We start from the raw sequence: 26,929 nt of genomic DNA on the forward strand, positions 1-26,929 counted from the left end.
CGTCCGACCGTCGCCCGACGACTGTCCGGGGACGGTCTGTCGCTCCTTCGACGCGTCAGCCTCAAGCGCGCGGAACTCTCATCTCCCCGCGATGGACGCGAGCGCGGTTCGCGAGCGTGCGGCAGACCTCCCGCGCGAGCCGGGGATCTACCAGTTCCTCGATGGTGATACCGTCCTCTACGTCGGGAAGGCGGTGGATCTCCGCGATCGGGTGCCGTCGTACGCCGACCCGCGGTCGGCCCGGGTCCGACAGATGGTCGACCGTGCCGACGCGCTCGATTTCGCGGTCACCGACACGGAGACGCAGGCGCTGTTGTTGGAGGCGAACCTGATCAAGCGGCTCAACCCTCGATTCAACGTCCGACTCAAGGACGACAAGTCGTACCCGCTGGTGCAGCTGACCGACCACCCGGTAGCGCGGATCGAAGCGACGCGCGACCCCGACGAGGCCGCGACCGTCTTCGGCCCGTTCACCGACAAGGGGCGCGTCGACACCGTGATCAAGGCGATCCGCGAGACGTACGGGCTGCGTGGCTGTTCGGACCACAAGTACGAGGACCGCGCGCGCCCCTGCCTCGACTACGAAATGGGGCTCTGCTCGGCACCCTGTACGGGCGAGATAACCGAGGCCGCCTACCGGGAGGACGTCGAGGCGGCGACCCGATTCTTCGAGGGGGAGACCGGCGCCCTCGCCGACCCGCTGCGCCGGGAGATGGAGGCGGCCGCGCAGGCGCAGGAGTTCGAGCGCGCCGCGAACCTCCGCGATCGCCTTGACGCCGTCGAGTCGTTCCACGGCGAGGGCGAAGAAGCGGTCTCTGACCGGTCCGACGAGCGCGCGGTCGACGTGCTCGGCGCGGCCGTCGAGGGCGACTCGGCGGTCGTCGCTCGCCTCCACAGCGAACGTGGCCAACTCGTCGACCGTTCTCGACACTCGCTGGACGCCCCCGACGCCGAGGATCGGGTCGCCGAGGTGCTGTCGGCGTTCCTCGTGCAGTACTACGCCGAACGCGAGCTTCCGGAGGCGATCTTGCTCTCGGAGCGACCGCCCGACGAGGACGTGCTCGCGTGGCTGGAGGCCGAAGGCGTCGCCGTCCGCGTCCCCGGAGCGGGACGGGAAGCGAAGCTCGTCGACCTCGCGCTCAAGAACGCCCGCAGCGGTCCGACCAGACGCGACGAGCTGTCGGCGCTGGCCGACGCGCTCGGCGTCGACCGCCCCGAGCGTATCGAAGCGTTCGACGTGAGCCACGCGCAGGGCAAGCAGGTCGTCGGCTCGGACGTGTGCTTCGTCGACGGGAGCGCCGTGACTGGTGACTACCGGCGGAAGAAGCTCACCGACCGCAACGACGACTACGCGAACATGCGCGAACTGATGAAGTGGCGCGCCGAACGCGCTGTCGAGGGGCGCGACGACCGGCCGGACCCGGACCTGCTGCTGATCGACGGTGGCGACGGACAGCTCGGCGCCGCCCGCGACGCGCTCAGCGAGGTCGGCTGGGACGTTCCCGCGGTGGCGCTCGCCAAGGAGGAGGAGCTGGTGATCGCTCCCGATCGGGTGCACCGCTGGGACGACGATGCGCCCCACCTCCACCTGCTGCAGCGCGCACGTGATGAGGCCCACCGGTTCGCCGTTCAGTACCACCAGACGCTGCGCGACGACGTGTCGACGGTGCTCGACGAGGTGCCGGGCGTCGGCGCCGAGACGCGCCGGCGACTCCTGCGGCGCTTCGGCTCCGTCGAGAACGTCCGTGCGGCCAGCGAGGACGACCTCCTCGACGTTCCCGGTGTCGGCGAGAAGACCGCCCAAGCGCTCCATTCACGGCTGTAGGACCCAGTCCCAGGCTATCGATTCCTCGCCGTTACAGGGGGTTCGGCTCGTAGGCTAACTGGCGATCATTCGTCGGCTCGCCCCCGGATACGGGCGCTCGCGGCGTCGGGGATGGATCGCGCACCCGCCGTGTTCCCCGACGGCCGTAACTACGTCACGCGAGCGTATGGGCTCGTATTCACGGAAGAAGGCTCGGATCGAACAAGCCGTCGGCCACAGCAGGCGCGGGACCGCTACTGCGTCCGGAACGCGCGGTCGCCGGCGTCGCCGAGGCCGGGGACGATGAACCCCTCGTCGTTGAGTTCGTCGTCGATGGCGACGGTGAGCAGGTCGGCCTCGGGCGTCGCTTCGGCCACGCGCGTGAGTCCGTCGGGAGCGGAGACGGCCGAGAGCACGAACAGGTCCTCCGGCTCGGGGTTCTCCGCGAGCACGTGGTCGAGCACGGCGCACATCGTCGATCCCGTCGCGAGCATCGGATCGGCGACGATGACGGTGTCTTCCCCGGTTATCTCGGGCAGCTTCGTGTAATCGATCTCGATCGGGAAGGTGCCGTCCTCGTCCATCCCGGCCTCCTCGTTGCGACCGGCGGAGATGACGCCCTGCTTGGCCCGCGGGAACGCCTTCAACAGTCCCTCGACGAACGGCGTCGCCGCGCGAAGGACGTTGATGATGACGACGTTGTCGAGCCCCTTCACGCGCTCGCCGGTCGTCTCCGCCAGCGGCGTCTCGATGGAGACGAACTCAGTCTCCATCGCGCCGTCGATGATCTCGTAGCCACAAATGCGGCCCAACTTCACCAGCCCCTTTCGGAACGCCACCTGCTCCGTCTCCACGTCGCGCAGGCGAGACAGCGTGTCCTTCGCCAGCGCGTGCGTGATGAGGTGTGCGTCCCCTCGGTCCTCGATAGCCATCGTTGTTCAGACGTTGCTCCGTGGGCGGTCATAATCCCGTTGGCTCGCGCGCCCCCTGCGTGAGTGTCGCGCGCGGGCGTTCGACCGCGACTGATCGCTCGTGTTCGAGCGCCCGATACACTGTGATTTCGTCGATCGTCGATCGACGCTACGTCGTTTACCGCCCGAGATCGTCGGTTTCGAAACGTTTACCGGAGGCTCGGTCGGCTAGATACGTGATATGACGAAAGTCAGCGTGATCGGCGCGGCTGGAACGGTCGGCGCCGCGGCCGGCTACAACATCGCGCTCCGGGACATCGCGGACGAACTCGTGTTCGTCGACATCCCGGACATGGAGGAGACGACGATCGGCCAGGCGGCCGACACCAACCACGGCGTCGCGTACGACTCCAACACGCGAATCCGACAGGGCGGCTACGAGGCCACCGAGGGCTCCGACGTCGTCGTGATCACGGCGGGTATCCCACGCAAGGAGGGACAGACTCGGATCGATCTCGCGGGCGACAACGCGCCGATCATGGAGGACATCGGCGAGTCGCTTCGCGAGTACAACGACGACTTCGTCTCGATCACCACGTCGAACCCCGTGGACCTGCTCAATCGCCACCTGTACGAGAGCGGCGAGCGCGCCCGCGAGAAGGTGATCGGCTTCGGCGGTCGCCTCGACTCCGCGCGCTTCCGGTACGTCCTCTCCGAGCGCTTCGACGCACCGGTGAAGAACGTCGAGGCGACGATCCTCGGCGAGCACGGCGACGCGCAGGTCCCCGTGTTCTCGAAGGTCCGCGTCGACGGTGCGGATCCGGAGTTCACCGCCGACGAGAAAGAGGAGATCCTCGGCGATCTCCAGGAGTCGGCGATGGACGTCATCTCCCGAAAGGGCGCGACTGAGTGGGGCCCGGCGACCGGCGTCGCCCACATGGTCGAGGCGGTCGTCCGCGACACCGGCGAGGTGCTCCCCGGCTCGATCGCCCTGGAGGGCGAGTTTGGCCACGACGACACCGCCTTCGGCGTCCCGGTGAAGCTCGGATCGACCGGCGTCGAGGAGGTCGTCGAGTGGGACCTCGACGACTACGAGGTCGACCTCATGGACGAGGCGGCCGGGAAGCTCGCCGACCAGTACGACAAGATCGCGTAAGCGGGTACTGCGCCCGGACTCCGGCGCGCGATCTGTTCCGAGTGACCGCCCTCGTTTTTGACGCCGCCGTCCCACCGGGAACGTATGGACTCGACAGTCATCGTCACCGGCGGTCTCGGGCGTTCGGGCCGTTGGATCGTCGATCGGCTCGCTGACGATCACGAGGTCGTCTGCGTCGATCTCGACCATCCCGGCTACGAAGTGACCCCGCGCGAGAACCTCGACTTCCGCGCCGCCGACCTCACCGACGCGGGCGAGACGTTCGACCTCGTCGGCGACCTCGACCCGGACGCGGTCGTCCACTGGGGCTCACACCCGTCGCCGACGCGGCACGCGGGGAGCCGCGTCTTCCAGGACAACGTCGCCGGCGCGTACAACGTCCTTGTCGCCGCCGGCCGCGCGGACGCGACCGTCGTGCAGGCGTCGAGCGAGAGCGCCTACGGCCTCGCGTTCGCCGAGGAGACCCCACTCCCGGCGGAACTCCCGATCACCGAGGAGCATCCGATGCGGCCCGAGGACCCGTACGGCACCGGGAAGGTCGTCGCCGAGGAGGTCGCCGACATGGTGCACCGTCGCCACGGCGTCTCGGCCACTTCCGTCCGCCCGTCGTGGATCCAGTACCCGGGGGAGTACGCCTGCAGCGACGTCGACGACCTCGCCGACGGCGCCGGCAACTGTTGGTCGTACGTCGACGTGCGCGACGTGGCCACCCTCGTTGCCCGCGCGGTCGCCGATCCGCCCGCAGGCCACGAGGCGGTCCACGTCGCCGCTGCCGACAACTACCTCGGCCGCCCGACGGCGACGGCGGTCGAAGAGCGGTTCGGCCGGCTTCCGGACGACTGCGACCTCGACGGCGAGCAGTCGGCGCTGTCGACGGCGAAGGCGGCCGAGCTGTTCGACTGGAGTCCCGAGCACGAGTGGCGAACCGCGCGCGACGCGGACGTGCCGGCGCCCGAACTGTGGAGGTAGCGCGCGAAGGTTCATACCCGATGCCGGGGCCAGCCACCGCGTGCGCTGACGCGTGCCGCGACCGGTTCGCGGGTGTGCGGCATCCCGGTCGCGGGTCGACTGTGCCGCCTATTCGCCATCTCGCGGGGTCGCCGTCTCTCCGCGGCCACCGAGGCAACGACTAAATCGCTGGCTCGCACAGCCGAAGGTATGGCCGACTCCTGTGACGCGTGCGGATCGTCGGTGGAGGACGCGCTCGCTCGAACGATCCGGCTGTCGGTCGATCGCTCGACCGTCGACGAGCAGCGACTGTGCCCGGGCTGTTTCGCCGACTGGATCGACCGCTACGAGCAGCAGATGCAGTCGGAGCCGGACGTGACGATCGACGAGGAGAACGACATCATCGTCGACTGAGTCAGAACTCGACCGAACAGGTCGTCTCGACCGCGAGCCCCTCTTCATCGATGTGTGCCGCCAGACAGCCGTAGTTGCAGAACGGCGTCTCGGTGTCGTCCCCGCCGTCGCGGACGTACACCGGATCGTGGACGGTCACGTCACAGCCGCAGTACGCACAGTCGTCGTGCTCGGCGTCGCTCATTGCCGAGCGAAACCGCCGCGAACGGAAAAGTCGGTCGCCGACCCGGGCGGTCGATCGCCGTCGCCTACGCCTCGTCTTCCTCGTCCGATCCGGCGCTCAGCCCGTCGCCGTCCGGCCGATCGAGCGCGCGCGCTGCGTCGTGGTACTCGGAGTAGCCGTCGAACCAGCGGACGATGCGTTCGATGCGGTCGACGATGTGTGCCGGCTCCCCCGAGCGCGACAGTTCGTGCCCCTCGCGCGGGTAGCGCACCAACCGCGTGTCGACGCCCGCCTTCCGGAGGATACGGTGGTACAGTTCCGCCGTGTTGTCCGGTGTCCGGTAGTCTCGGTCCGAGTGGATCAGCAGCGTCGGCGTCGTCACGCCGTCGGCGTGCGCGACCGGCGAGTGCTCCCACAGGAACTCCGGTTCCTCCCACGGCGTCGTATCGTAGTCGCCCTCGACGAGCTTGTACGCCCCGTCGGTCGACCCGTAGAACCCGGTGAAGTCGTACACGCCGCGCTGGGAGACGGCTGCCCGGAAGTAATCGGTCTGTCCGACCGCCCACGAGGTCATGTAGCCGCCGAAGGAGCCGCCGGTGAGGAAGACGTTCGTCTCGTCGACGTACTCGCGCGCGGCGACCGTCTCGACGCCGGCCAGCACGTCGGTGAGGGTCACGTCGCCCCAGTCGCGCTCGATGGCCTGCATGAACTCCTCGCCGAAGCCGGTGGAGCCGCGCGGGTTCGACCAGAATACGACGTAGCCGCGGGCCGCGAGCGTCTGGAACTCGTGCCACATCGTCCCGCTGGTCGTCCACATCGCGTGCGGACCGCCGTGGACCTCCACGGCGAGCGGATAGGTCTCGTCCTCGCTGAACTCCGGCGGCGTCAGCACCCACCCCTCGACGGGCCCCTGCTCGGACTCGAACGCGAGGGGTTCGGGCTCCGAGACTGTGACCGAATCGAGGTACTCGCCGTTCAGGCGGGTAACCCGGCGCTCTTCGGACCCGTCGAGCACAAACAGCTCGCCGGGATGGTCCCACTCGCTTTTCGTGATCGCGGTGACGTCGGCGGCGACGTGACCGCCGTTGACGGCGCCGCCGCGGTACTCGCGCTCGGGGGCAGCGCCGGCGTCGCCGGGCGCCGACCAGACGCTCGTCGCGCCCTCGTCGGGCGTCGCGAAGTACACGCGATCCTCCTCGGGGCCCCACTGCGGCGGAATCTCGTAGCCCACGGTTCGGTCGAGGTCCGCGGTGAGATCGGACGTCTCGTCGGCCGCGCGGTCGTACACGTGGAGTTCGGTGGGCTGGATGCTCGCCTGCTCCGGTTCCGTGTACGTGTAGGCGATCCGGTGGTCCTCGGTTACGTCGAGCGCCGCGCCCCAGCCGGTCGTCCGCACCACGTCCTCCGTGTCGCCCGACTCGGTGTCGTAGGCGACGATATCGATCTCGTAGTTGTCGTCCGGATCGTCGCCGGCCTTCTGCGCCGTGAAGTAGAGCGTCTCGTCGTCGCCCCACGTGGGAGCCGCGTGGTCGTGGTCGCCGTCGGTGACCCGGATGAGGCCGCCCGATTCTACGTCGAGGACGTACACCTGCGGGCGCTTGCCGTCGAAGTACTCCGTGCCGGTTCGATAGACGGTCCGGTCGACGACTCGGGGGTCCGGATCCTCAGGCTCGTACTCCTCTGGAATCTCCAGGTCCCGCTCTTCTTCGCGGTCCTCGTCGGTAACGGACTGGAGGAACGCGATCCGGCTCCCGTCGGGACTCCACGCGATCGAGGCGACGCCGCCGACCACGTCGGTCACCTGCTCGGCCTCGCCGCCGACGCCGTCGAGCGGGAGCAGCCACAGCTGTTGGGTGTCGTCGTCCTTCCCGCGTGTGGAGGTGAACGCAAGTCGGTCCCCGGACGGAGAGAACCGCGGCTCGGCGTCGCTTCCCTCCGTCAACGTCAGTCGTCGGTGGTCGCCGTCGCCGTCCGTCGGCGCGAGAGACACCGTCGACTCGTACGATTCCTCGTCGTCCGGCACGCTCCGCACGAACGCCACGTGCTCGCCGCCCGGCGCGACCCTCGGGTCGCTCGGCTTTGCGATGTCGTGGAAGTCGCTCGCCTGAATACGGTCCATACCGCGGCGTCGGAGTCGCGCGCCAAGTACGTTCGGAACCCGGAACGTGGCGGCGGCGCCGAGGGTCGCCGTCGCTGGCTTCCAGCGGCGCGAACGCCGGACGACTACCGAATCTCGACGCGACCGCTCGTCGCCGAGCGCAGCCGATCCCGAAGCTCGGGGGCGGCGGCGACGGGCACGCGCGCCTCGAACGTCACCTCGGCGTCGTAGTCGGCGTCGAACTCGACGCCGGTCGACTCGAGGACGCTCCTGACGGTGCCGGAGTCGTCGTACGCGACCGTGAGCGACAGTCGCTCGTGAGGCGACTCCTCGACCACGCCGGCGGCGTCGAGCCCCGCTTTCACCCCGTGCGAGTAGGCCCGCGCGAGGCCCCCGACGCCGAGGTTCGTCCCGCCGTAGTAGCGCGTGACCACGGCCGCGACGTTTCGGATCTCCTGTTGCTGGAGGACGTTCAGCGCCGGCTTGCCGGCCGAGCCGGTCGGCTCGCCGTCGTCGCTGGAATACTCTCGGAGCAGCACCGATCCGGTGGAGGCGGACGCGCCGTCGTCCGCGGGGACGCGGTACGCGGGGACGTTGTGCGTCGCGTCGTCGTACTCCGCGCACACCTCATCGACGAACGCCTCCGCCGCCCCCACGGTGTCTACGGGCGCGAGATGACCGATGAATCGCGACCCTTGAACCGTGAACTCCGCGGACGCTCGGTCGCCGACGGTGCGGTACGGTTCGGGGTTCGCCATGACGGGGCTTGTCGATGACGCGGTAAAGCGGTATCCGTCGGGGGACGGTCGCTCCGCGGTTCGGTGCCGGACCTCGGTCAGTCGGCGTGGTCGATCGGGTCCGGTTAGTCGGCGGTTCCGACCGCTCGCGGGTCGGCGGCGAACAGCGCGAGGAAGGCGACCGCCCCGATCACCTGCGCGGCGAACGACACCAACGCGATCGGATCCGCCGCGAGGTGTGCGGCGATCTCGCCCACCGGGTTGGTCACGTCGTGGGTCGGGAGGAGCCCGCCGTGGTCGGTGAGGTGCCACCAGGCGTATCCGACGGTGTACGTGAGCAGGACCCCCGCGCTCAGCGAGTAGAGCCGTCGGTCGTGCGACCCGCGGACGATGGCCGTCGCGAGTCCGACGAGCAACAGCGCCGACGGGACGAACAGGTACGGTCGAGGGTCACGAACCGATAGTATCGGGAGGTAGATGAACAGCCGCGGGAGCCCCTCGATCAGGTGGATCGCCGCCGAGACGAGCGCGGTCTGCACGCCGAGCACGCGCAGGAGGCTCGCGGTTCGGTCGTCCATACCTCGCCCTCGGCGGGTCGCGCTGAAAGCGCCGTCGGTTCGAGCGTTTGGCCGCGCCGACGGCGACCGCCGCGGCTCCCGTTAGAACTCGACGCTGCGGACGTACGACAGATCGCGGATCGACACGAGCAGGTCGCCCGGCAACTCCTCGTCGGCGATCAGGTACAGCTTCGGCTCGTCAGCGAATTCGGGGTCGTCCGACAGCACCTGCCGGAGCGAGATGCCGGCGTCCGCCAGCATTCCGGTGATCTCGGCGACGATCCCCGAGGCGTCGGGGTCGCCGACCTCGACGGTCAGAACGGTGAGATCCAGCACCGGTGCCAGGTCCATCAGGCTCGGGACGGCGGTGATGTTGGCGAAGATCCGGCGCAGTTCCTCGTCCTTCAGGACGGCCGTCGTCGTCGCGTCGACGACCCGGCGGTCGACCCCCGCCTCGCGGGCGATCCCCGTGTCGGGGATCTCGATGCCGCCGGAGACGACCCGCCCGTCCTCGTTCACGGAGAAGCCGCGCTCGAGCAGGAGCCTGACCACCGCCTGCTGGCCGGGCGAGCCCTCGAACTTCCCCATGATCTCGTCGAACATTCGTGTCCGTCGTCGTCCACGTGCAGGCATAACTGTTCGGAGTCGTCCCCTTGTCGGCCGGCCGGCACCCGCCCGCGCTTCCCGTTCGCTTTTGTCGGTTCACGCCGAGGCGCCGGGTATGCGCGAACTCGACTGCGACTTCTGTGGGGGGATTGCCGCGGGCGCGTACGAGGTCATCCCCGCTGATCTCGACCCCGCGCCGGATGAACAGGCCCGCGTCGTCCTCTGTGACTCCTGTCGGGAGACGCTCGACGGCGTGCTCTCGCCGCTGCTCGACCGCCTCGGCGCGGACGGCGCGAGCGACGCGCCTCCCTCGCTCGCGACCGACGACGCCGGCCACGCCTCGCCGTCGGCCGCGACCGGCGGCGACGACGGCATCGACGAGACTGACGACGACCCGGCGCTCGCGATCGACACGGCGGGACACGCCTCGCCGCCCCCGGCGGAGAGAGAGTCGGACTCGGGAGGGACCGACGCGGACGCGACGGAGTCGGCAGACACGGACACGACGGAACCGACAGACGCGGACGCGACGGAGTCGGTCGACCCAGCGGGATCAACTACCGGCGAGGAGCCCGCGAACTTTCGGAAGGTGATGCGCTTCCTCAACAACCGCGAGTTCCCCGTCGCGCGCGCCGAGGTCGCGGAGTTCGCGGCCGGCGCGTACGATCTCGAAGACGAGGAGGTGCGGGAGATCTTCGAGTACGCGATCGAACGCGGGGTCCTCGCGGAGGAGGACGGTCAGTTGATGAAAGGCTGAGCGGGGGATCGGGCCGCGGGAAGATGTGAACCCGCCGACCTACAGGTCGCCCTTCGTGCTCGGGGTGTCGCTGCGACGCTCGTCGAGGCGGGTCGCATCGTCCAGCGCCCGCGCGAGCGACTTGAACAGCGCCTCGACTTCGTGGTGGGCGTTGACGCCGCGCTCGACCTCCGCGTGGAGCGTCAGGCCGGCGTTCATCGCCAGCGAGTACGCGAAGTGGCGCGCCATGTCGCTTGTCAGCTCACCGACTTCGTCCTGTGAGAATTCGCCCGCGAACTCGAAGTACGGCCGGCCGCTCACGTCGACGACGACGCCGGCGACCGCCTCGTCGAGGGGGACGCGCCGGTCGGCGTAGCGGCGGATCCCACGCTTGTCACCCAGCGCTTCAGCGAACGCATCCCCGAGTGCGATTCCCACGTCCTCGACGGTGTGATGGTCGTCGATGTGGGTGTCCCCGTCGCAGCGGACCGTCAGGTCGAACAGCCCGTGCTTGGCGAAGGCGGTCAGCATGTGGTCGAAGAACCCGACGCCGGTGTCGACCTCGCTGTCGCCGTCGCCGTCGATCGCGAGCGTGAGTTCGATGTCCGTCTCGGCCGTCTCCCGACTGACAGCCGCCGTGCGGTCACTCATGGCCGAGGCGTCGGCGCCGCCGGTCAAGACGGTTCCGGCTTCGTCGGTCGCCGTGCCGGACGTACTCCCTCCCGGCTCCGCTGCCTGCCGTTCCGTCTCGCGGCCGTCCGCCGGTCGCCTGCTGCCCGCGTGCTGTCCGCCCGGCGTCCGCGTGCTGTCCGCCCGGCGTCCGCATGCTGCTCGCCCAGCATCCGATTTCCGGCCGTCTGACGGCCGTTCGACAGGGATTCAAGTCGATCCGCGTGCACTACCAACGCACATGGACGAGGCACTTCCGGCAGCGCTCGTGTTCGCCGGGGGCTCCGTCTCGCTCTCGTCGGCGACGAACGCGGGGCTCGTGATCGGGCTGGTGCTGATGGCGGCCGCGACGGTTCTGGCGGTCGCGTACGTGTCGCGACGACTCGGGGACTGAGCTGCTGCCTCAGGCCGACTGCGCCTCGGCGAGAGTGAACCGGCCCTCGTACAGCGCGGTGCCGACGACGACGGCGGCGGCGCCGGCCTCGCGCAGCGCCCGCACGTCGTCGAGCGTCGTCACGCCGCCGGAGGCGACGACCGGGACGTCGACCGCGTCGACGACGCGTTCGACCGACTCGCGGTTGATCCCCTCCAGCTGTCCCTCCACGTCCACGTCGGTGAACAGGATCGCGCCCGCGCCGAGGGCTTCGTAGCGTTCGGCGGCTTCGGCCGGATCGAGGCCGGTCCCCTCCGTCCACCCGGAGACGACGACCTCCCCGTTTTTCGCGTCGAGGCTGACCATCACGCTCCCGGGGTGCGCATCGGATATCTCCGCGACGATCTCGGGGGTCTCGACGGCGGCGGTGCCCAGGATGACGCGGTCGACGCCCCGATCCAACAGGTCGATCGCGTCCGCGGCGGTTCGGATCCCCCCGCCGAGTTGGACCGGCACGTCCACCGCGTCGAGGACGGCGTCGACGGCGGCGGCGTTGGCGCGCTCGCCCTCGAACGCCCCGTCGAGGTCGACGAGGTGCAGCGTCTCGGCCCCCTCGTCGACCCACCGACGGGCCGCCTCGACGGGATCGCCGTAGCGCGTGGCGGTGCCGCGCTCGCCCTGCACGAGCTGGACGACCTCGCCGTCCTGCATATCGACGGCCGGGACGACCTCGAACGCCGGAAAGTGGCTCATGGGCGCCGGTGGGTCGCGGTCCGGGGTAAGTGGTTCGCGATCGGTTCGCCCCGGTCCCGCCGCGGTCGACGCCGCCGCCGATCCCCGCCCGTCGCCGTACTTATGCTCCGACCGACCGGACCACCCACGTATGACGGTTTACGAGTCGGACCTTCCCGGGGTCGGGAAGAAACACGAGATCGAACTCCACGGCGACGAGCGGCTCGTCGTCGTCACGCACAACACCGGAAAGCGCGAGGTGTACCGGCGGGCCGACGCCGACAGCGACGCCGAGAAGCTGTTCGAACTGTCCGACGGGCTCGCGCGAACCGTGGGCACGGTACTGGAGGGGGCGTACTTCCAGCCGGTCGCCACGGAGAACATCGAGACCGTCCTCGGCGGCGACGCGCTCATTGAGTGGTACGAGGTGCCCGATCACTCCGAGCTCGCGGGCGAGACGATCGAGGCGGCCGACGTGCGCCAGCGCACCGGCGTGTCGATCATCGCGGTCGAACACGGCGACGAGGTGACGCCCAATCCGGACCCCGGCGCCGGGGTCGGTGCCGGCGACACGGTCGTCGTCATCGGCTCGCGCGAGGAGGTCGACGCGTTCCACGCGATGTTCATCGACGTGGGCGACGGTGGCGATGACGCCGGTGGTACCGACGCCGGAGGCGACGACGGCGACGGGACCGTGCTCGACTGATGGCGGCGGGACCGACAGCCGCTGGCGACCTCCACGGCCTGCTCGCGCTGGGAATCCTGATCGCGGCCGCCACGGCCGTCGCCGCCGTCGGCCGGCGGATCGGCATCCCGACCGTCCCCCTGTACGTCCTCGGCGGCGTGTTCGTCGGTCCGCACGTCGCCGGCGCCGTCGGCCTCCCCTCGATCGCCCCCGCGGAGGTGCTCACGCTCGCCGAGGTCGGCGTCGTCCTCCTGCTGTTCTTCCTCGGCCTGGAGTTCAGTCTCGACCGGCTGATCGCCGCCCGGCGGAAGCTCTCGGCGGCCGCCGCCGTCGACCTGTTCGTGAACTTCCCCGTCGGCGTCGCAGTCGGCCTGCTGTTCGGACTCGGCCCGCTCGGGGCGTTCCTCGTCGGCGGCATCGTCTACATCTCCTCGTCGGCGGTGATCACCAAGTCGCTCGTCGACCTGGGCTGGATCGCCGACCCCGAGGCCGAGCCGGTGCTCGGGACGCTCGTCGCCGAGGACCTCGTCATCGCCGTCTATCTCGCGCTCGCGGTCGCGCTCGTCGCCGGCGGCTCGCCGGTCGACGCCCTCCCGCGGATCGCCGTCGCGCTCGGCTTCCTGATCGCGCTGGCGGTCGCCGCGCAGGTGCTCGCGCCGCGGCTCGCTCCCTACCTGGGCACGAGTGACGAGGACCTCGTCGTCCGGACGCTCGCGGTCGCGCTCGTGATCTCCGGGCTCGCGCTGTCTGTCGGCGCCAGCGAGGCGGTCGCGGGCTTCTTTGTCGGCGTCGGGATCGGCGCGACGCCGCTACACGACCGCGTCGCCGACCGGATCGCGCCGCTGCGGGACGCCTTCGCGGTCGTGTTCTTCGCGTGGGTCGGCCTCAACACCGACCCCGTTGCGGTCGCGGGCGTGGCCGTTCCCGTCGTCGTGGCGGCCGCGCTGTCGGGGCCGGCGAAGGTACTCAGCGGCGGGATCGGCGGGCAGATCTACGGTCTTTCCCGGCGGCGGTCGCTGCGGACGGGACTCGCGCTTGTCCCGCGCGGGGAGTTCTCGCTCATCATCGCGGCGCTGGCGGCCACTTCACCGAACCCGACGATCGCCCGGGTGATCCCGGCGTTCGCGGTCGGCTACGTACTCGTGATGGCGTTCGCGGGGACGCTCGCAATGAGCGAGGCCTCGCGGATCGAGCGATGGGCGGGCGTCGCCGACGAGTGACCGACCGCTCGGTTTCATCGCTGAGCATCGGTGCGAAACCGTCAAGTCGGCCGCCTCACTGTCGACTGCTATGAGCGAGACGGTCGTCGCCGACTTCGTCGGTCGGTTCTTCGCGCCCGGCGTCGAGGGCGAACCCCCGACGGGGCGGATCATCCTGAGTCAGCGGCGGCTCGTGCTCGCGGCCGATGGCTCCAAGGAGACGATCCCGCTGTCGTCGGTGTTCGACGTGAAGGTGGGACAGGTGCCGCCGGAGATGGCGGGCTATTTCAACGACACCGTCACCGTCGCGTATCGAGCCGACGACCGCCGCGGCGTCGCCGCCATCGAGGGCAACGACACAAACATCGACCGGTTCGCGACGGTGCTGTTCAAAGTACTTCTCAACGGAACGACTGCGCTGGTCCGTCACCCGGCGAAGATCGGCGGACGCGTCGTCGAGACGGACGCGCACAAGGCTCGGCTCGACGTAACCCAGGGAGCGCTCTCGTTCGAGGGCTGCCCGGAGCCGTTCACCGTCGACCTGCGCAGCGTCATCTCCGTCGAGCGCGCTCAGCGCGACCTGGACAACGGCACCCACCCCGTCATCTCGTTTCGGCACATCGAGGACGGCACCGCTGTCACCTCCCAAGTCGGCCTGGACTCCGGGCGGCTCACGAACGTCCTCGGCCGGTACATCCGGCTGCGCTACGCGGACGTGCAGGAGGAGTTGGCGGACGTCGAACTCGGCGAGGCGGAGACGGAGGTGCTCGTGGCCGCCTACTCGGCTGGCTCGGGCGTCTCGTTGAACAAGGTGGTCGACATCGAGCCTCAGCGGCTCACCATGCTACTGAACGGTCTCATCGACGACGGACTACTCGTCGACAGCGGCGAGGGAACCGAACTCACCGCCAAGGGACGCGTGATCGTCGGTCAGCGGATCGAGTCGGTCAACACCTGATATCGGCGTCGACGCGACTCCCGAAGTCGGGATAGCTGTCGGCGGAGTGTCGCCGCCCGCCGATTCGCTGCCGTTCATCGTCTCTCTGCTCATTCGCGTCTCACTGCTCGTTCATCGCCTCGCTGGCGATGTTTCGCCCGCGGGGTTCCAGCGCGACCTCGCGGCGGGTCCGCACCTCCTCGAGCACCTCCGCCTCGATGAGCCGCTCGAAGATCTCCTCGACACGGTCGACGCTCATCCCGAGGAAGTTCGGCACCTCGAACGAGGAGACCCCCGAGTACAGCGCCATCAGGACCTCGCGCTCTGACTCGGACAGCTCGACGGCGCCGCGGTTGCGATCGTGGCCCTGTCCGAGATACGACTTGATCACCGCGACCAGCCACGGCTTGCCCGAGAGGTACGTCTGGACGCTCGTGCCCTCGTCGTCGGTGTGCTCGGCCTCGATAACGGCGGCTTTCTCGTCCATCACCGTGCGTTCCGTCTCCTCGAGGGTGCCGATGTCGTCGAGTTCGAGGCGGACGAACGCGCCGCTTTGCTGGGCGACGGAGATTCCGCCGGCCTCCACCTTCACCCGGGCCTGCTCCCACTCGGTGTCCTGCACGACGCCGCCCTTGATCGCCGGGTGGCGCGCCTTGATCACCTTGCGGTCGAGGAACGCTCGGTAGAGATCTGTGCGGAATTCGTCGTGCTCCTCGGCGGCGATGAGAAACACGTCGTCGCCGATGCGGAGGCTGACGTAGTTCGAAACGCGCTGGATCTCCTGGTTGGCGTCGTAGCGCCCGCCGATCCCGTCGACTGACGACAGCGCGATCGTCCGCTTTCCGCCGTTGCCGACGAGGACGACCCGCTTGTTCGAGAGGACGACCCGGCCGTTGGTCCACCCGACGTCGTTGAGCTTTCGTCCGCCCTTCATCGCTTGCGCGAACTTGCCGCGGGTGTCCGCGACCTTGTACTCCTCGCCGGACTGCTGTCCGCCACCGTCGGTTCGCTGACTACTGTCGCTCACTGTCTAACACCTCCGAGCTTCGACAGCGACGCGAACGCCCGCTTGCGTATCTGCTTGTCCACGTCGCTGTCGGTGATCGCATCCAGCGTCTCCTTCGCGCGGTCGCCGCCCACGTCGCCGAGGGCGTACGCCGCCTTCGCCCGCGCGTCGATCGTCGCGTCGTCGTCGTCCACCAGATCGATGAGCGTCGACTCCACGGCGAGCCCGTCCAAGTTGGTGATGCTCGTCGCCGCGAACTGCGCGGTCATCTTGTCGTCGTCGTCGAGCGCGTCCACCAGTGCGTCGAGCACGTGTTCTGGCGGTTCCGCGCTCGTCACTCGCCCGAGGAACCAGACGGCGTTGCGCCGCTGGCGCGCCTGCGTCGCGTCCTCCAGGATCTCCACGAGCGGCCCGGTCACCGTCTCGTCGTCGGCGTCTTGGAGTTCGGAGACGACCGCGTCGCGCACGGCGTGACTCTGCTTGGTCGGCGCGTTCGCGAGCAGTTCGATGATCGAGAACACCGCCGCCCTGCGCACCGTGTCGTGCTCGTCCGCGAGCGCCCCCGCGAGCTCCGGCACCGGTTTCGCCGAACTGGCGTTGCCGAGCGCCGAGGCCGCGAGCCGCCGAAGGCTCGGGTTCTCGTCGTCCAGCAGACCCAACAGCGCCGCGAGCGCCTCGCCGCTGGCGATGGTGCCGAGCGCGTCCGCGGCGGCCGACTTCACGGCGGGATGGTCGTCCTCCAGTCGCGTCTTCAGGCGCCCGACAGCGCGCGCGTCACCGATTCGGCCGAGCGCGAGACAGGCGCGCTCGCGCACTCGCGGGTCCGGATCGTCGAGGCGCTTCGCCAGGGGGCCGACCGCGTCCGAGTCGCCCATCCGACCGAGCGCGTTGGCGGCGGCCATCCGGTACTCGGGAATACTGGCGCCGCCGAGTACCTTCGCGAACGCGCGGACGGCCGCCCAGTCGGCGGCGTTCGGGTCGACGCCTGTCTCCTTGGCGATGAGCCGTTCGAGCCCGTTGCCGCCCAGTTCGTCGAGGCCGTCGACCGCCGCCGCGCGGACAGCGTCCTCGTCGTCGTTTCGCGCCAGGTGGATGAGTACGTCGACGGTTCGGTCGTCCTCGGGGTCGCCCACGTCGCCGAGCATCTCCGCGGCCCGCCGGCGCACCGCGGCGCTGTCGCTGTTCTTCGCGGTGTCGGTGAGCTGCTCCATGTCCCCGTCGCGGGCGAGCGTGTACAGCGACATTATCCCGTATACTGGTAGATGCGACTGCGTTTCGCCACCGGCTCGAACTCCTCGCGCATGTCGGGGGGCACCGTCTCGGTCTTCCCGAGCACGAGGTAGCCGCCCGGGCGCAGCGAGTCGCGCAGCGTCTCGAACAGCCGGCCCTTGTACTCGGTGTCGATGTAGATCAGGAGGTTGCGACAGAACACCAGGTCCATGTCCGACTTCGGCCCGTCGCGGATGAGGTCGTACGGCTCGAAGGTGACTCGCGACTTCACCGACTCGCGCACCCGAAACAGGTTCTCCTCTTGGTCGACGTACGCCTCCGGGTCCGACAGCGGCGACAGTTCCTCGCCGATGTCCGTCGTCCGCGTCGTCTCGTACACGCCCGCCCGAGCGGCGTCGAGCGCCTCCTCGCTGATGTCGACGGCCGTGATCCGGAGTCGCCGCTCGCTCACCTCGGGGTCGTCTGCCGCGAGCATCGACAGCGAGTACGGTTCGCGGCCGTCCGCACACGGGGCGCTCCACGCGTCAACGCCGGCGCGGCCGTTCTCCTCTGAGAGGTCTCGCAACACCGGCCGGAGGTCCGCCCACATGTCGGGGTCGCGGAAGAATCCGGTCACGTTGATGGTCAGCGCGTCCAGCAGCGCCTCGCGCTCCCCCTCGTCGTCCTCGAGGATGGCGCGATACTCGGCGTGGTCGTCGGCGTCGCGTCGCTGCATCCGCGCGGCGATTCGCCGCCCGAGGTACGCCTCGTTGTAGTACCCCGGCTCGAACGGCACCCGGTCCTCCACGAACTCGATGACGCCTTGGAGGTCGCCGGCGTCGCCGCGGGCGCTGCTCATCTGCGCCCTCCGAGCGTCTCGACGTCGAGGATGCTCACCACGTCCCCGTCGCCGAGGACGGCCGTCCCCGACAGCCCGGGGATGCCCGAGAGGATGCCCTCCAGCGGCTTCACGACGACCTCCTCCTGATGGAGCACGTCGTCGCAGTGGAGCGCGATCGGGCGCTTCTCCTCGTGGATCCGCAGGAGCATGCCGTCCTCGTCGCCGGCGGCGCGGTCGTGCGAGCCGGCATCGTGATCGCGAGACTCGGCGCCGTGGTCGCGCCCGCCGTCGGCGACGGCGCCGCCGGGCGTGCCGGCGTGGGTGTCTGTCCCGAGCACCTCTCGCAGCCGGACCACCGGGTAGATGTCGCCGTCGTGGCGGACGACCTCGTCGCCGTGGGCCACGTCGACGCCGTCGGCGCGGCTCACCTCCGCGATGTTCTTGATAGGGACGCCGTACTCGACGCCGTCGACCTCGATGAACATCACGCGGACGATGGCGACCGTGACGGGCAGCTTGATCTCGAAGCGCGTCCCCTCGCCGGGGGTCGAATCGAGCGTGACGCTCCCGTCGAGGTCCTTCACCGTCGTCCGGACCACGTCCATCCCGACCCCGCGGCCGGAGACGTCGGTCACCTCGTCGTTCGTCGAGAAGCCGGGGTGGAAGACGAGCTCGCGCGCGTCGGCGTCGGACATCGCCTCGACTTCGGCGCGGGATTTCACGCCCTTTTCGACGGCCTTCTCCCGGAGCGCGTCGGCCTCGATGCCGCCGCCGTCGTCCTCGACGACGATGGTGACGTGATCGCGCTCGCGGTCGGCCCGGAGTTCGATGGTTCCCGCCGGGTCCTTTCCGGCGGCCTCGCGTTCCTCGGGCGGTTCGATGCCGTGGTCGACGGCGTTGCGGAGGATGTGGACGAGCGGGTCGCGGATCTCCGTGAGGATCGTGCGGTCCAGCTCGATGTCGCGGCCGTCGATGTCGAAGTTCACGTCCTTCGACTGGTCGCGCGCCAGATCCCGCACGAGCCGGGGGAACGTGTCGACGACCGCCGACAGCGGGATGAGCCGCATGTCCATCACCGTGTCTTGGAGGTTCGTCGAGATCTTGTCCAGCTCGTCGAGGTTGTCGGAGTCGATGTCGGCCTCCTCCATCTCCCGGCGGAGTTTGATCCGGCTGGTCACGAGCTGCTCGACCAGTCCGTACAGGTCGTCGAGCTGCTCCACGTCGACTCGGACCGAGGAGATATTGTCCGACGACGACGTGCTCGATCCGCCACCGCCGGCGGAGCCTGACGACCCGTCGCCGCTCCCGCCGTCGGCGCCGTCGCCGTCTGCGTCTGGGTCTGGGTCTGCGGAATCGGTCGCCCCGTCGTCGGTCTCCTCGCCCGCGCCGCCGGCGTCTCCGGGCTCGGACCGGCCGGTCGCGTCGGACTCGGCCTCGGTCGCGTCGACCGTGCCGTCCCCAGGCGCCGGCTCGACCGTGGCCACGTCGACCGCGTCGACCTGGCTCACCGCGTCGATACCGGCCTCGACGGTCGCGCCCGCGTCGGCGGCGACGTACAGGTCGAACGTCCCCCCGAACTCGCCCTCCTCGATCGCCTCGCGGTCGGGGTCGCAGGCCATCTCCCCGAAGCCGCCTTCGACGGCCTCGAGGACGAACATCGCGTCGATCCCGGGCATGTCGGCGTCGCCGAGGTCGACGCGAGCGCGGTAGAGGCCCTCGTCGTCCGCCGAGGAGAGGCCGGGGTCGAAGTCGGGATCGACGGCGTCGGTGTCGTCGCCGTCGGGGGTGTCGGCCGATCCGCTCGCGTCGGCGTCTCCGTCGGTCGAGTCTCCGGTCTCGGCATTCGCGCCTGCTCCGGCAGCGTCAGTCGCGCCGTCACCGTCGAGCGCGTCGACGCCCTCCTCGGCCATCGTCCGCAGGTCCTCCTCCACGCCGGCGGGGTCGATGCTCGTGCCGCCCGAGTCGTCGATCTCCCCGAGCATCGCGTCGAGCAGGTCGACCGCCTCGAACAGCCGGTCCATCAGGTCGCCCGACACCGCCATGTCGCCGTCGCGGACCTCGTCGAGAAGGTCCTCCATCGCGTGTGCGAGCCCGGAAAAGTCACCGAAGCCCATGGCCGCTGCGTTCCCCTTCAGGGTGTGGGCGGTCCGGAAGATGGCGTCCATCGCTTCGGGGTCGTCCGGGTCCGATTCCAGTGCGAGCAGGGAGTTGTTCAGTTCGGTGATCCCCTCCTCGGACTCGCGGACGAACGCGCGGATGTGCGCTTCGCTCACGCGGACCACCTCCGGTGGACCGCGTGCGCCCGACGTGAATCATCGTCGCTCACGCGCGCTCACCCGTGATTCCCGCGGCGATATCGTCCAGCGGAAGCACCGTGTCGACCGCGCCGGTCGCGGCCGCGCGCTTCGGCATCCCGTACACCACACAGGAGTCCTCGTCTTGCGCGAGCACGCGGGCGCCGACACGCGAGAGCGCCTGCACCCCGTCGCTCCCGTCGCCGCCCATCCCCGTGAGAATCACTCCGATCAGCGGGTCGTCAACGACGTCGGCGGCCGACTCCATCGTCACGTTCACCGACGGGCGCACGCCCTCGCCGCGCTCCTCGTCGATGACTGACAGGCGAAGCCGGCCGTCCCGCGCGTTCGTTATCTCCAGGTGGTGGCCGCCCTTGGCGACCGCCAGTTCGCCCCGGCCGAGGCGCATCCCGTCTTCGGCCTCACGGACCGAGAGTTCGCAGGCGTCGTCGAGGCGGTTCGCGAACCGCCCGGTGAAGGCCTCGGGCATGTGCTGGACGACGACGCCGCGGAGGTCGGCGTCGCCAGGCAGCGCCGAGACGACTCGCTCGACGGCGTCGGGACCGCCGGTCGACGAGCCGATGACCAGCGTCGTGTTCGGTTCGACGGCGGCGCCGGCGGACCCGCCCGCGGTCGACGCGCTCGGCGACGCCTGCGTCGCCCCGGCCGTCGCGGCCGTCGCGGCCTCGCTGCGACGGCGCCGTCCCGCTCGCGAGACATCCGCACTGGCGACCGACCGGACCGTCTCGACGAGCTGCTCCTCCATTCGGGAGACGCCCATCGACACCTCGCCGCCGGGCTTGGCAAAGAAGTCGACGGCGCCCGCGTCAAGGGCCGCGAATGTTTCTTCGGCGCCCTCGGCGGTGTACGCCGACAGCATCAGCGTCGGTGTCGGGTTCTCGGCCATCAGTCGCTCCACCGCCTCGATCCCGTTCATCTCCGGCATCTCGACGTCCATCGTCACCACGTCGGGGTCGGTGTCGGCGACGACCGACAGCGCCTCGCGGCCGTCCGCGGCCTCGCCGACGACTTCGACTCCGTCGGACTCCAAGATGTCCGCGATGAGTCCGCGCATGAACCGCGAATCGTCCACCACGACCGTCCGCGGCGCCCGCGCGCTCACGGCACACCCCCAGCCGGCCGTGCGGCGTCTCGAATCATGTCCTCGGCTACCGATACGCCGTTATTGAAGACACCGCCCCGAATTTCACGGCTGATACCTCGTGCGCTACCGTTAAGCGATTCGCTCGGGCGATCGGTGATATGGCAAGCAGCGAGCGAGCGGCCGACGCGGACGCCGTCTCGACCGAGGAGACGACGCAGGTGTTGGAGTTCGGACTCGGCGACGAGACGTACTGTCTCGACATCGCCTACATCGACGAGATCGTCGATGCGGGCGACCTCACCGCGATCCCGAATTCGCCGCGCCACGTTGAGGGCGTGATGGACCTGCGGGGCAAGACGACGACGATCATCGACCCCAAGACGCTGCTGGGCGTCACTGGGACGGGGACGCGTGAGCGCATCATCGTGTTCGATCCCGACGAGGTCGACGACGGCGGCACCGTCGGCTGGGTCGTCGACGAGGTGTTCCAGGTCCGCGACGTGCCCGCCGACCAGGTCGACGAGGCGACGACCGCCGGCGACGACTCCGTCCGCGGCATCGTGAAGGGCGACGACCGGTTCGTCGTCTGGGTCGAACCGCGCACGGAGTGAGCTCGGTTTCGCGTATCTCCCCGGTTCGCGCCTCGATTTCCGCGCAGCTCCCCGATTCACGCCCCGCCAATATCACTGCTGAGTCTCAGGGAGCAGTCCTTATCTGCCCCCTCATACCGTAGTGACCATGCGCGTTTCGAGCGGCGTTTCGGGATTCGACGACCTCGTCGGCGGGGGGCTCCCAGCCGAACGGCTCTACGTTGTCTGCGGTCCCCCCGGTAGCGGGAAGACGACGTTCTCAGCACAGTTCATCGCCGACGGCGCCGCCAACGGCGATCGCTGTCTGTTCATCAGCATGCACGAAAGCCGGGCCGACCTCGAACGGGACATGGCGGCCTACGACTTCGGCTTCGAGGGGGCGCTCGACTCCGGGGCGGTGACGTTCCTCGATGCCTTCTCTTCGGATGGAAAGCGCTTTTTCGGCATGCCGGGGGACCGACGCGACGTCAACAGCGTCACCAACCGGATCAGTTCGTTCGTCGAGTCGCGCGACATCGACCGCGTCGTCATCGACTCGACGATGCTGCTGCGGTATCTCCTCGACGACGAGGAGAACACGACGATGCGGGTCCTCTCCGCGCTCAAGCGAACCAGCGCGACGACGTATCTCATCTCCGAGATGACCGACCCGTCCGCGTACGCGGACGAGCACTTCCTCGCCCACGGCGTGGTCTTCTTCCACAACTACATGGAAGACGACGGGATGCGCCGCGGGTTGCAGGTCGTGAAGATGCGCGGCGCCGACGTCGACACTGACATCCAAGAGCTTCGGTTCACCGACGACGGCCTCGTCGTCGGCGACGACGGGACGGTCACTCACTGATGTACGAAACACGACTCGGAACCGACTGGGAGGAGCTCTCCGGGACCGAGGCGATTCGCCGGGCGTACGCGCTCGGCGTCGCGGCTGCCTTCGGCTACGAGAACCGCGAGGAGTTCGACCGCCTCCGAGGGGCACTCGATACGTCTTACGACCGAAGCATCATCGACCTCGCGTATCAAGAAGGCAAACACGAGGCGGAGGAGGTCCACGCCGACAGCGAGGGGGCCGACGGCGACGACGTCTGGGAGCAGTTGATCGAGGGGACCACTCCACCCGCAGACCTGTCGGACTCTGGCGGCCCCGACGCAGGAAGCCCCGCGGGGCGGCCGATCACCGCCACCGATTTACCGTCGGCGCTCGGCCGAGTGGACCTGCTCGAAGGGGGACAAGATCTCGACTCGCTCGGCTTCCCCGCGCTGTTTGGCTCGACACCGGGATCGGAACCGTCAGACGAGGACCCGTGACCGTGCACCGAACGGCACGGCCGGCCGAATTCGGCCTCGAACGAGCGCGACACGCCTCGGTGATCGAAGCGGCCACGGGCCGCCCGCTCGACCGGGTCGACGACCAGGGTCGTTCGGCCGCCCTGGACGGGGGAAACGCGTGAGCCTCTATCGATCAGAGCTGTCGCTTCCGTCGGTTTGGACAAAGGTTTTAGCTGTCCGACGCATGCTGATGCGTATGCTGGAGGACGCCCCGCTGTCGCTTGACGGCAGCGGGGGAGGCGAGAGCCTCCTCATCGCCGGTCCGCCCATGACCGGTAAATACGCGCTCATGCTGCGCCTGTTGGTGGAGGCCGGCGAGCGCGGCGTCCTCATCACCACCGGCGACCCCGCAGAGCAGGTCCGCGCGGACTACGCGGACATCGCGAAGGTCGCTCCGGAATCGGTCGGCGTCGTCGACTGCGTCTCCAAACAGCGCGGCGGCGATCTCATCGAAGACGACCTCGTCAGGTACGCCTCCTCCCCGAAGAACATCACCGACATCGGGATGAAGTTCACCGACCTGTATGAGGCGTTTCGCGAGACCGACGAGTCGGTCGCCGTCGGCATCAACTCGCTGTCGGAACTGTTGATGTACCTCGACCCGCAGGACGTCTACCAGTTCGTCCGCGTACTCACCCGCCAGACGCAAAACGAGGGGTGGACAACTATCGCGGTGATCAACTCCACGATGCACGACGAGCAGACGCTGCACACGATGTACGAGCCGTTCGACACCGTGATCAACACGCGCGAAGAGAACGGCGCCCGCGAACTGCGCGTCCGAAACCGGACGCAGGCGGCGACCGCCTGGACGACATTCTGACGGCCACACGCTGCCTCTTCTCTCGAAACGACATTCCGCGCCGGCGCGCCGACTCGATTTCCGCCGAAGCACCTCTCGCCCGCTCAGGCCTCGATTCCGTTCCATAGAGCGGTCTCCGGCGATCGGTCGAGGCTTCCAGCGGGACGACTGCCGTCCCGTCTCGCTGTGACCGCACCGAAGGTGCGTCGCAGGCGACCACCACCGCATTCGATATCGCGCAATTTGGTGTATACGCCTGGACCGTCGCGCTTACCTCGGTCCCCACGGATCGTCCGATAATGGCCGAGTTCGACCCCGAGCAGTTCGAGGACAAGTACGCGAACTACTTCCCGGAGCTCCAGCGGGCGTACAAGAACGCCTTCGAGATCATGAACGACCGGTATGACTCGGAGCTGATCCACGCCATCGACCAGCAGATCCTCAACGAGTCGGAGCCGTTCTACGACGAGGAGTCGGGCGCGTTCACCGTCGAACTCCCCGAGAACTCGACCCAGCGGCTCACCGCGACCGTCGTGGACGACGAGAAACTGAGTGAGACGCTCGACCGGTATGTCGCGGAGATCGAATCCCAGTTGTACCGCGTGTTCGACCTCGAACCGCCGGAATCGGCGTGACCGGACGGCTGCGCTGACCCCCCGAGCACAAGGTTGAAACCCTCGTACTGCCAAACAGTCAGTAATGAGCGCCGACTCTCAAGACGACGGCGGCGAGGACGAACTGCGCGAGCGCGTCACGAACTTCCTGCGCCGCAACTTCCCGCAGATCCAGATGCACGGCGGCAGCGCGGCCATTCAGCACCTCGACCGCGAGACCGGTGAGGTCCACATCTCGCTGGGTGGCGCCTGTTCCGGCTGCGGCATCTCACCGATGACGATCCAGGCGATCAAATCCCGGATGACCAAGGAAATCCCCGAGATCAAGGAGGTCGTCGCCGACACCGGCATGGGCGCAGGCGCCGACGGCGACCTCGGCGGTATGGGTCACTCCGACGACGGCATGTCTCCCTCGTTCCCCGGCGAGTCCTCGGACGGCGAGGAGGACGAGGGACCGCAGGCGCCGTTCTGAACGCGCGATAGTTCCCTCGCACGTCTCGTTTTTCCGGCTTCGATCGCTTCCACTGAGCGGCCGTGCCGTCGTCACGGTCGACTCCGCGGATCGTGACTGTCGAATCTGGTACTCCGCAGGTCATGACCGTCGAATCCGCTAACTCGGCTGTAGACGCGTTCTGGACCCGGAACCTGCGTTGAACACGATCTGCTGCGGTCAGCGATAAACCGTATAGCGCCCTATCGAACGTCGGATCGCACTCATTCACACCCCGTTCGGGGAGACCAGAAGAGGGATTACCGGCGAGCGGGATTCGGGAGACATGAGCGACGATTCGCCCGAGAACGTGCTGTTCGTCGTGCTCGACACGGTCCGCAAGGACCGCCTCGGGCCGTACGGCTACGACGGGGGGACGACGCCGGGGCTGGACGCGTTCTGCGAGGAGGCGACCGTCTTCGAGAACGCGGTCGCGCCCGCGCCGTGGACGCTCCCGGTACACGCGTCGCTGTTCACCGGGATGTACCCGCACCGTCACGGCGCCGACCAAGAGAACCCGTACCTCGAGGGGGCGACGACGCTCGCGGAGACGCTGTCCGCGGCGGGCTACCGAACCGCCTGCTACTCCTCGAACGCTTGGATCACGCCGTACACGCACCTCACCGACGGCTTCGACGACCAGGACAACTTCTTCGAAGTGATGCCCGGCGACCTGCTGTCGGGCCCACTCGCGAAGGCGTGGAAGGCGATGAACGACAACGACGCGCTGCGCACCGTCGCGGACAAACTCGTCTCGCTTGGCAACGTCGCCCACGAGTATCTCGCCTCGGGGGAGGGCGCCGACTCGAAGACGCCGGCGGTGATCGACCGCACGAAGTCGTTCATCGACGACAGCGAGTCGGCCGACGACGACTGGTTCGCGTTCATCAATCTGATGGACGCCCACCTCCCGTACCACCCGCCGCAGGAGTACGTCGACGAGTACGCTCCCGGCGTCGACTCGACCGAGGTGTGCCAGAACTCCAAGGAGTACAACGCGGGCGCCCGCGACATCGACGACGAGGAGTGGGAGGCCATCCGGGGGCTGTACGACGCCGAGATCGCGCACATCGACGACCAACTCACCCGCCTGTTCGACTGGCTGAAGGAGACGGATCGCTGGGACGACACCGCGGTCGTCGTCTGCGCGGACCACGGCGAACTCCACGGCGAACACGACCTCTACGGCCACGAGTTCTGCCTATACGATCAGCTGATCAACGTCCCGCTCATGGTCAAGCACCCGTCTCTCGACGGCGACCGACGCGAGGACACCGTCGAACTCCTCGACACCTACCACACGGTGCTCGACACGCTCGACGTCGAAGGCGGCGACCCGGCCGCCGCGGGCGAGGAGGCGGTCGCGCTCGATCGCACGCGCTCGCTGCTGTCGGCCGACTATCGCGAGTTCGCCGGGCTCGACGACGCCGCTCGGGACCCCGGGCAGCGCGCGTCGCCCGAGGGCGAGTTCGGATTCGTCGAGTACTCGCGGCCCGTGGTCGAGCTGAAACAGCTGGAGGAGAAGGCGTCGAGCGCGGGCATCGAACTGCCCGAGGACTCCAGGTTCTACTCGCGGATGCGCGCCGCCCGGAGCACCGACGCGAAGTACGTCCGCATCGACCGGATCCCCGACGAGGCGTTCCGCCTCGACGAAGACCCTGCCGAGGAGACTGACATCGCCGCCGGCGACGACGACCGCATCGCCGAGGCCGAAGCCAACCTGGGCGAGTTCGAGGCGGCGGCCGGGGGCGCGTGGACCGGCACCGACGCCGCCGAGGTGACGGACGACTCGCTCGACGAGATGGACGACGAGGCGACCGAGCGCCTCCGCGATCTGGGATACGTCGAGTAAGCTCCGATTCCGACCGCCGTCTCCCGATCTGTTCGGAAGTACGGGCCACGACTGAACTCAGTAGCAATCGCG

29 protein-coding genes are annotated in these 26,929 nt (G+C 68.9%); 16 read left to right on the forward strand and 13 right to left on the reverse strand.

Annotated elements, in window-relative coordinates:
• Positions 1–91 precede the first annotated feature (91 nt).
• Positions 92–1,825 carry an excinuclease ABC subunit C gene (locus P0Y41_RS09290; protein WP_284061077.1) on the forward strand — a complete coding sequence of 578 codons (1,734 nt, stop codon included), beginning with the start codon at positions 92–94 and terminating at the stop codon, positions 1,823–1,825.
• 233 nt (positions 1,826–2,058) lie between these two features.
• Here the strand turns inward: P0Y41_RS09290 and upp are convergent, their stop codons facing one another.
• Positions 2,059–2,736 (reverse strand): uracil phosphoribosyltransferase, encoded by a 678-nt coding sequence (gene upp / locus P0Y41_RS09295; protein WP_284061078.1) that lies wholly within the window; start codon positions 2,734–2,736, stop codon positions 2,059–2,061.
• A 220-nt stretch (positions 2,737–2,956) separates the two neighbouring features.
• Between upp and mdh the strand changes: the two genes are divergently transcribed.
• From mdh to P0Y41_RS09310, 3 genes are all read left to right on the forward strand, one after another.
• On the forward strand, positions 2,957–3,871 hold the full coding sequence (gene mdh / locus P0Y41_RS09300; protein WP_284061079.1) for a malate dehydrogenase: 915 nt from the start codon (positions 2,957–2,959) through the stop codon (positions 3,869–3,871).
• 84 nt (positions 3,872–3,955) lie between these two features.
• Positions 3,956–4,840, forward strand: a complete 885-nt coding sequence (locus tag P0Y41_RS09305; RefSeq protein WP_284061080.1) for an NAD-dependent epimerase/dehydratase family protein — start codon at positions 3,956–3,958, stop codon at positions 4,838–4,840.
• A 189-nt stretch (positions 4,841–5,029) separates the two neighbouring features.
• The gene (locus P0Y41_RS09310; protein ID WP_284061081.1) at positions 5,030–5,233 is read left to right on the forward strand and encodes a DUF7569 family protein; all 204 of its coding nucleotides are present in this window, start codon (positions 5,030–5,032) and stop codon (positions 5,231–5,233) included.
• A 1-nt stretch (position 5,234) separates the two neighbouring features.
• On the opposite strand, the gene P0Y41_RS09315 is transcribed toward P0Y41_RS09310, so the two are convergent.
• From P0Y41_RS09315 to trpY, 5 genes are all read right to left on the reverse strand, one after another.
• Entirely contained in the window at positions 5,235–5,417 is a 183-nt protein-coding gene (locus P0Y41_RS09315) for a hypothetical protein (RefSeq protein WP_284061082.1), read from the reverse strand.
• 64 nt (positions 5,418–5,481) lie between these two features.
• Complete coding sequence (locus P0Y41_RS09320; protein ID WP_284061083.1) at positions 5,482–7,515, reverse strand: S9 family peptidase; 2,034 nt, start codon at positions 7,513–7,515, stop codon at positions 5,482–5,484.
• Positions 7,516–7,619: 104 nt separating this feature from the next.
• On the reverse strand, positions 7,620–8,252 hold the full coding sequence (locus tag P0Y41_RS09325) for an IMPACT family protein (RefSeq protein WP_284061084.1): 633 nt from the start codon (positions 8,250–8,252) through the stop codon (positions 7,620–7,622).
• Positions 8,253–8,356: 104 nt separating this feature from the next.
• Entirely contained in the window at positions 8,357–8,809 is a 453-nt protein-coding gene (locus P0Y41_RS09330; RefSeq protein WP_284061085.1) for a hypothetical protein, read from the reverse strand.
• 81 nt (positions 8,810–8,890) lie between these two features.
• A complete protein-coding gene (gene trpY, locus P0Y41_RS09335; RefSeq protein WP_284061086.1) occupies positions 8,891–9,391 on the reverse strand; it encodes a TrpY family transcription regulator in 501 nt (166 codons plus the stop codon).
• A 118-nt stretch (positions 9,392–9,509) separates the two neighbouring features.
• Between trpY and P0Y41_RS09340 the strand changes: the two genes are divergently transcribed.
• The gene (locus tag P0Y41_RS09340; protein ID WP_284061087.1) at positions 9,510–10,151 is read left to right on the forward strand and encodes a DUF8528 domain-containing protein; all 642 of its coding nucleotides are present in this window, start codon (positions 9,510–9,512) and stop codon (positions 10,149–10,151) included.
• Positions 10,152–10,190: 39 nt separating this feature from the next.
• On the opposite strand, the gene hisB is transcribed toward P0Y41_RS09340, so the two are convergent.
• Entirely contained in the window at positions 10,191–10,781 is a 591-nt protein-coding gene (gene hisB / locus P0Y41_RS09345; protein WP_284061088.1) for an imidazoleglycerol-phosphate dehydratase HisB, read from the reverse strand.
• 259 nt (positions 10,782–11,040) lie between these two features.
• On the opposite strand from hisB, the gene P0Y41_RS09350 reads away from it, so the two are divergent.
• Positions 11,041–11,193 (forward strand): hypothetical protein, encoded by a 153-nt coding sequence (locus P0Y41_RS09350; RefSeq protein ID WP_284061089.1) that lies wholly within the window; start codon positions 11,041–11,043, stop codon positions 11,191–11,193.
• A 9-nt stretch (positions 11,194–11,202) separates the two neighbouring features.
• Here P0Y41_RS09350 and hisA read toward each other — a convergent pair whose 3' ends face one another.
• A complete protein-coding gene (hisA, locus tag P0Y41_RS09355; RefSeq protein ID WP_284061090.1) occupies positions 11,203–11,925 on the reverse strand; it encodes a 1-(5-phosphoribosyl)-5-[(5-phosphoribosylamino)methylideneamino]imidazole-4-carboxamide isomerase in 723 nt (240 codons plus the stop codon).
• A 130-nt stretch (positions 11,926–12,055) separates the two neighbouring features.
• Between hisA and P0Y41_RS09360 the strand changes: the two genes are divergently transcribed.
• The 3 genes from P0Y41_RS09360 to P0Y41_RS09370 all read left to right on the forward strand — a co-directional run bounded on the left by P0Y41_RS09360 (position 12,056) and on the right by P0Y41_RS09370 (position 14,746).
• Positions 12,056–12,610 carry a cation:proton antiporter regulatory subunit gene (locus P0Y41_RS09360; protein WP_284061091.1) on the forward strand — a complete coding sequence of 185 codons (555 nt, stop codon included), beginning with the start codon at positions 12,056–12,058 and terminating at the stop codon, positions 12,608–12,610.
• Positions 12,610–13,809 (forward strand): cation:proton antiporter, encoded by a 1,200-nt coding sequence (locus P0Y41_RS09365; RefSeq protein WP_284061092.1) that lies wholly within the window; start codon positions 12,610–12,612, stop codon positions 13,807–13,809. The genes P0Y41_RS09360 and P0Y41_RS09365 overlap by 1 nt, the downstream gene beginning before the upstream one ends.
• 70 nt (positions 13,810–13,879) lie before the next feature.
• Positions 13,880–14,746, forward strand: coding sequence for a CheF family chemotaxis protein (locus tag P0Y41_RS09370; RefSeq protein ID WP_284061093.1), 867 nt, complete (start codon positions 13,880–13,882; stop codon positions 14,744–14,746).
• 100 nt (positions 14,747–14,846) lie between these two features.
• Here P0Y41_RS09370 and P0Y41_RS09375 read toward each other — a convergent pair whose 3' ends face one another.
• The 5 genes from P0Y41_RS09375 to cheB form a co-directional block, all read right to left on the reverse strand.
• On the reverse strand, positions 14,847–15,659 hold the full coding sequence (locus tag P0Y41_RS09375) for a CheF family chemotaxis protein (RefSeq protein WP_284063391.1): 813 nt from the start codon (positions 15,657–15,659) through the stop codon (positions 14,847–14,849).
• Positions 15,660–15,748: 89 nt separating this feature from the next.
• Positions 15,749–16,975, reverse strand: coding sequence for a HEAT repeat domain-containing protein (locus P0Y41_RS09380; protein WP_284061094.1), 1,227 nt, complete (start codon positions 16,973–16,975; stop codon positions 15,749–15,751).
• The gene (locus P0Y41_RS09385; protein ID WP_284061095.1) at positions 16,975–17,799 is read right to left on the reverse strand and encodes a CheR family methyltransferase; all 825 of its coding nucleotides are present in this window, start codon (positions 17,797–17,799) and stop codon (positions 16,975–16,977) included. The genes P0Y41_RS09380 and P0Y41_RS09385 overlap by 1 nt, the downstream gene beginning before the upstream one ends.
• Positions 17,796–20,054 carry a chemotaxis protein CheA gene (locus P0Y41_RS09390; protein WP_284061096.1) on the reverse strand — a complete coding sequence of 753 codons (2,259 nt, stop codon included), beginning with the start codon at positions 20,052–20,054 and terminating at the stop codon, positions 17,796–17,798. Before P0Y41_RS09390 ends, P0Y41_RS09385 begins: the two co-directional genes overlap by 4 nt.
• Before the next feature lie 49 nt (positions 20,055–20,103).
• Positions 20,104–21,150, reverse strand: coding sequence for a chemotaxis-specific protein-glutamate methyltransferase CheB (cheB, locus tag P0Y41_RS09395; RefSeq protein ID WP_284061097.1), 1,047 nt, complete (start codon positions 21,148–21,150; stop codon positions 20,104–20,106).
• Positions 21,151–21,338: 188 nt separating this feature from the next.
• On the opposite strand from cheB, the gene P0Y41_RS09400 reads away from it, so the two are divergent.
• From P0Y41_RS09400 to P0Y41_RS09430, 7 genes are all read left to right on the forward strand, one after another.
• Positions 21,339–21,791, forward strand: coding sequence for a chemotaxis protein CheW (locus P0Y41_RS09400; RefSeq protein ID WP_284061098.1), 453 nt, complete (start codon positions 21,339–21,341; stop codon positions 21,789–21,791).
• 127 nt (positions 21,792–21,918) lie between these two features.
• Entirely contained in the window at positions 21,919–22,614 is a 696-nt protein-coding gene (locus P0Y41_RS09405) for an RAD55 family ATPase (protein ID WP_284061099.1), read from the forward strand.
• Positions 22,614–23,078: a DUF8057 family protein gene (locus tag P0Y41_RS09410; RefSeq protein WP_284061100.1), complete on the forward strand. Its 465-nt coding sequence runs from the start codon at positions 22,614–22,616 to the stop codon at positions 23,076–23,078. Before P0Y41_RS09405 ends, P0Y41_RS09410 begins: the two co-directional genes overlap by 1 nt.
• A gap of 217 nt (positions 23,079–23,295) precedes the next feature.
• Complete coding sequence (locus P0Y41_RS09415) at positions 23,296–23,922, forward strand: RAD55 family ATPase (RefSeq protein WP_284061101.1); 627 nt, start codon at positions 23,296–23,298, stop codon at positions 23,920–23,922.
• A 278-nt stretch (positions 23,923–24,200) separates the two neighbouring features.
• Positions 24,201–24,536, forward strand: a complete 336-nt coding sequence (locus P0Y41_RS09420) for a DUF5783 family protein (protein WP_284061102.1) — start codon at positions 24,201–24,203, stop codon at positions 24,534–24,536.
• Between the two features lie 64 nt (positions 24,537–24,600).
• Positions 24,601–24,987: a NifU family protein gene (locus P0Y41_RS09425; RefSeq protein ID WP_284061103.1), complete on the forward strand. Its 387-nt coding sequence runs from the start codon at positions 24,601–24,603 to the stop codon at positions 24,985–24,987.
• Between the two features lie 304 nt (positions 24,988–25,291).
• Positions 25,292–26,857 carry a sulfatase gene (locus P0Y41_RS09430; RefSeq protein WP_284061104.1) on the forward strand — a complete coding sequence of 522 codons (1,566 nt, stop codon included), beginning with the start codon at positions 25,292–25,294 and terminating at the stop codon, positions 26,855–26,857.
• Positions 26,858–26,929: the final 72 nt, after the last annotated feature.

It is taken from the genome of Halobaculum halobium (assembly GCF_030127145.1).
Classification (GTDB): domain Archaea; phylum Halobacteriota; class Halobacteria; order Halobacteriales; family Haloferacaceae; genus Halobaculum; species Halobaculum halobium.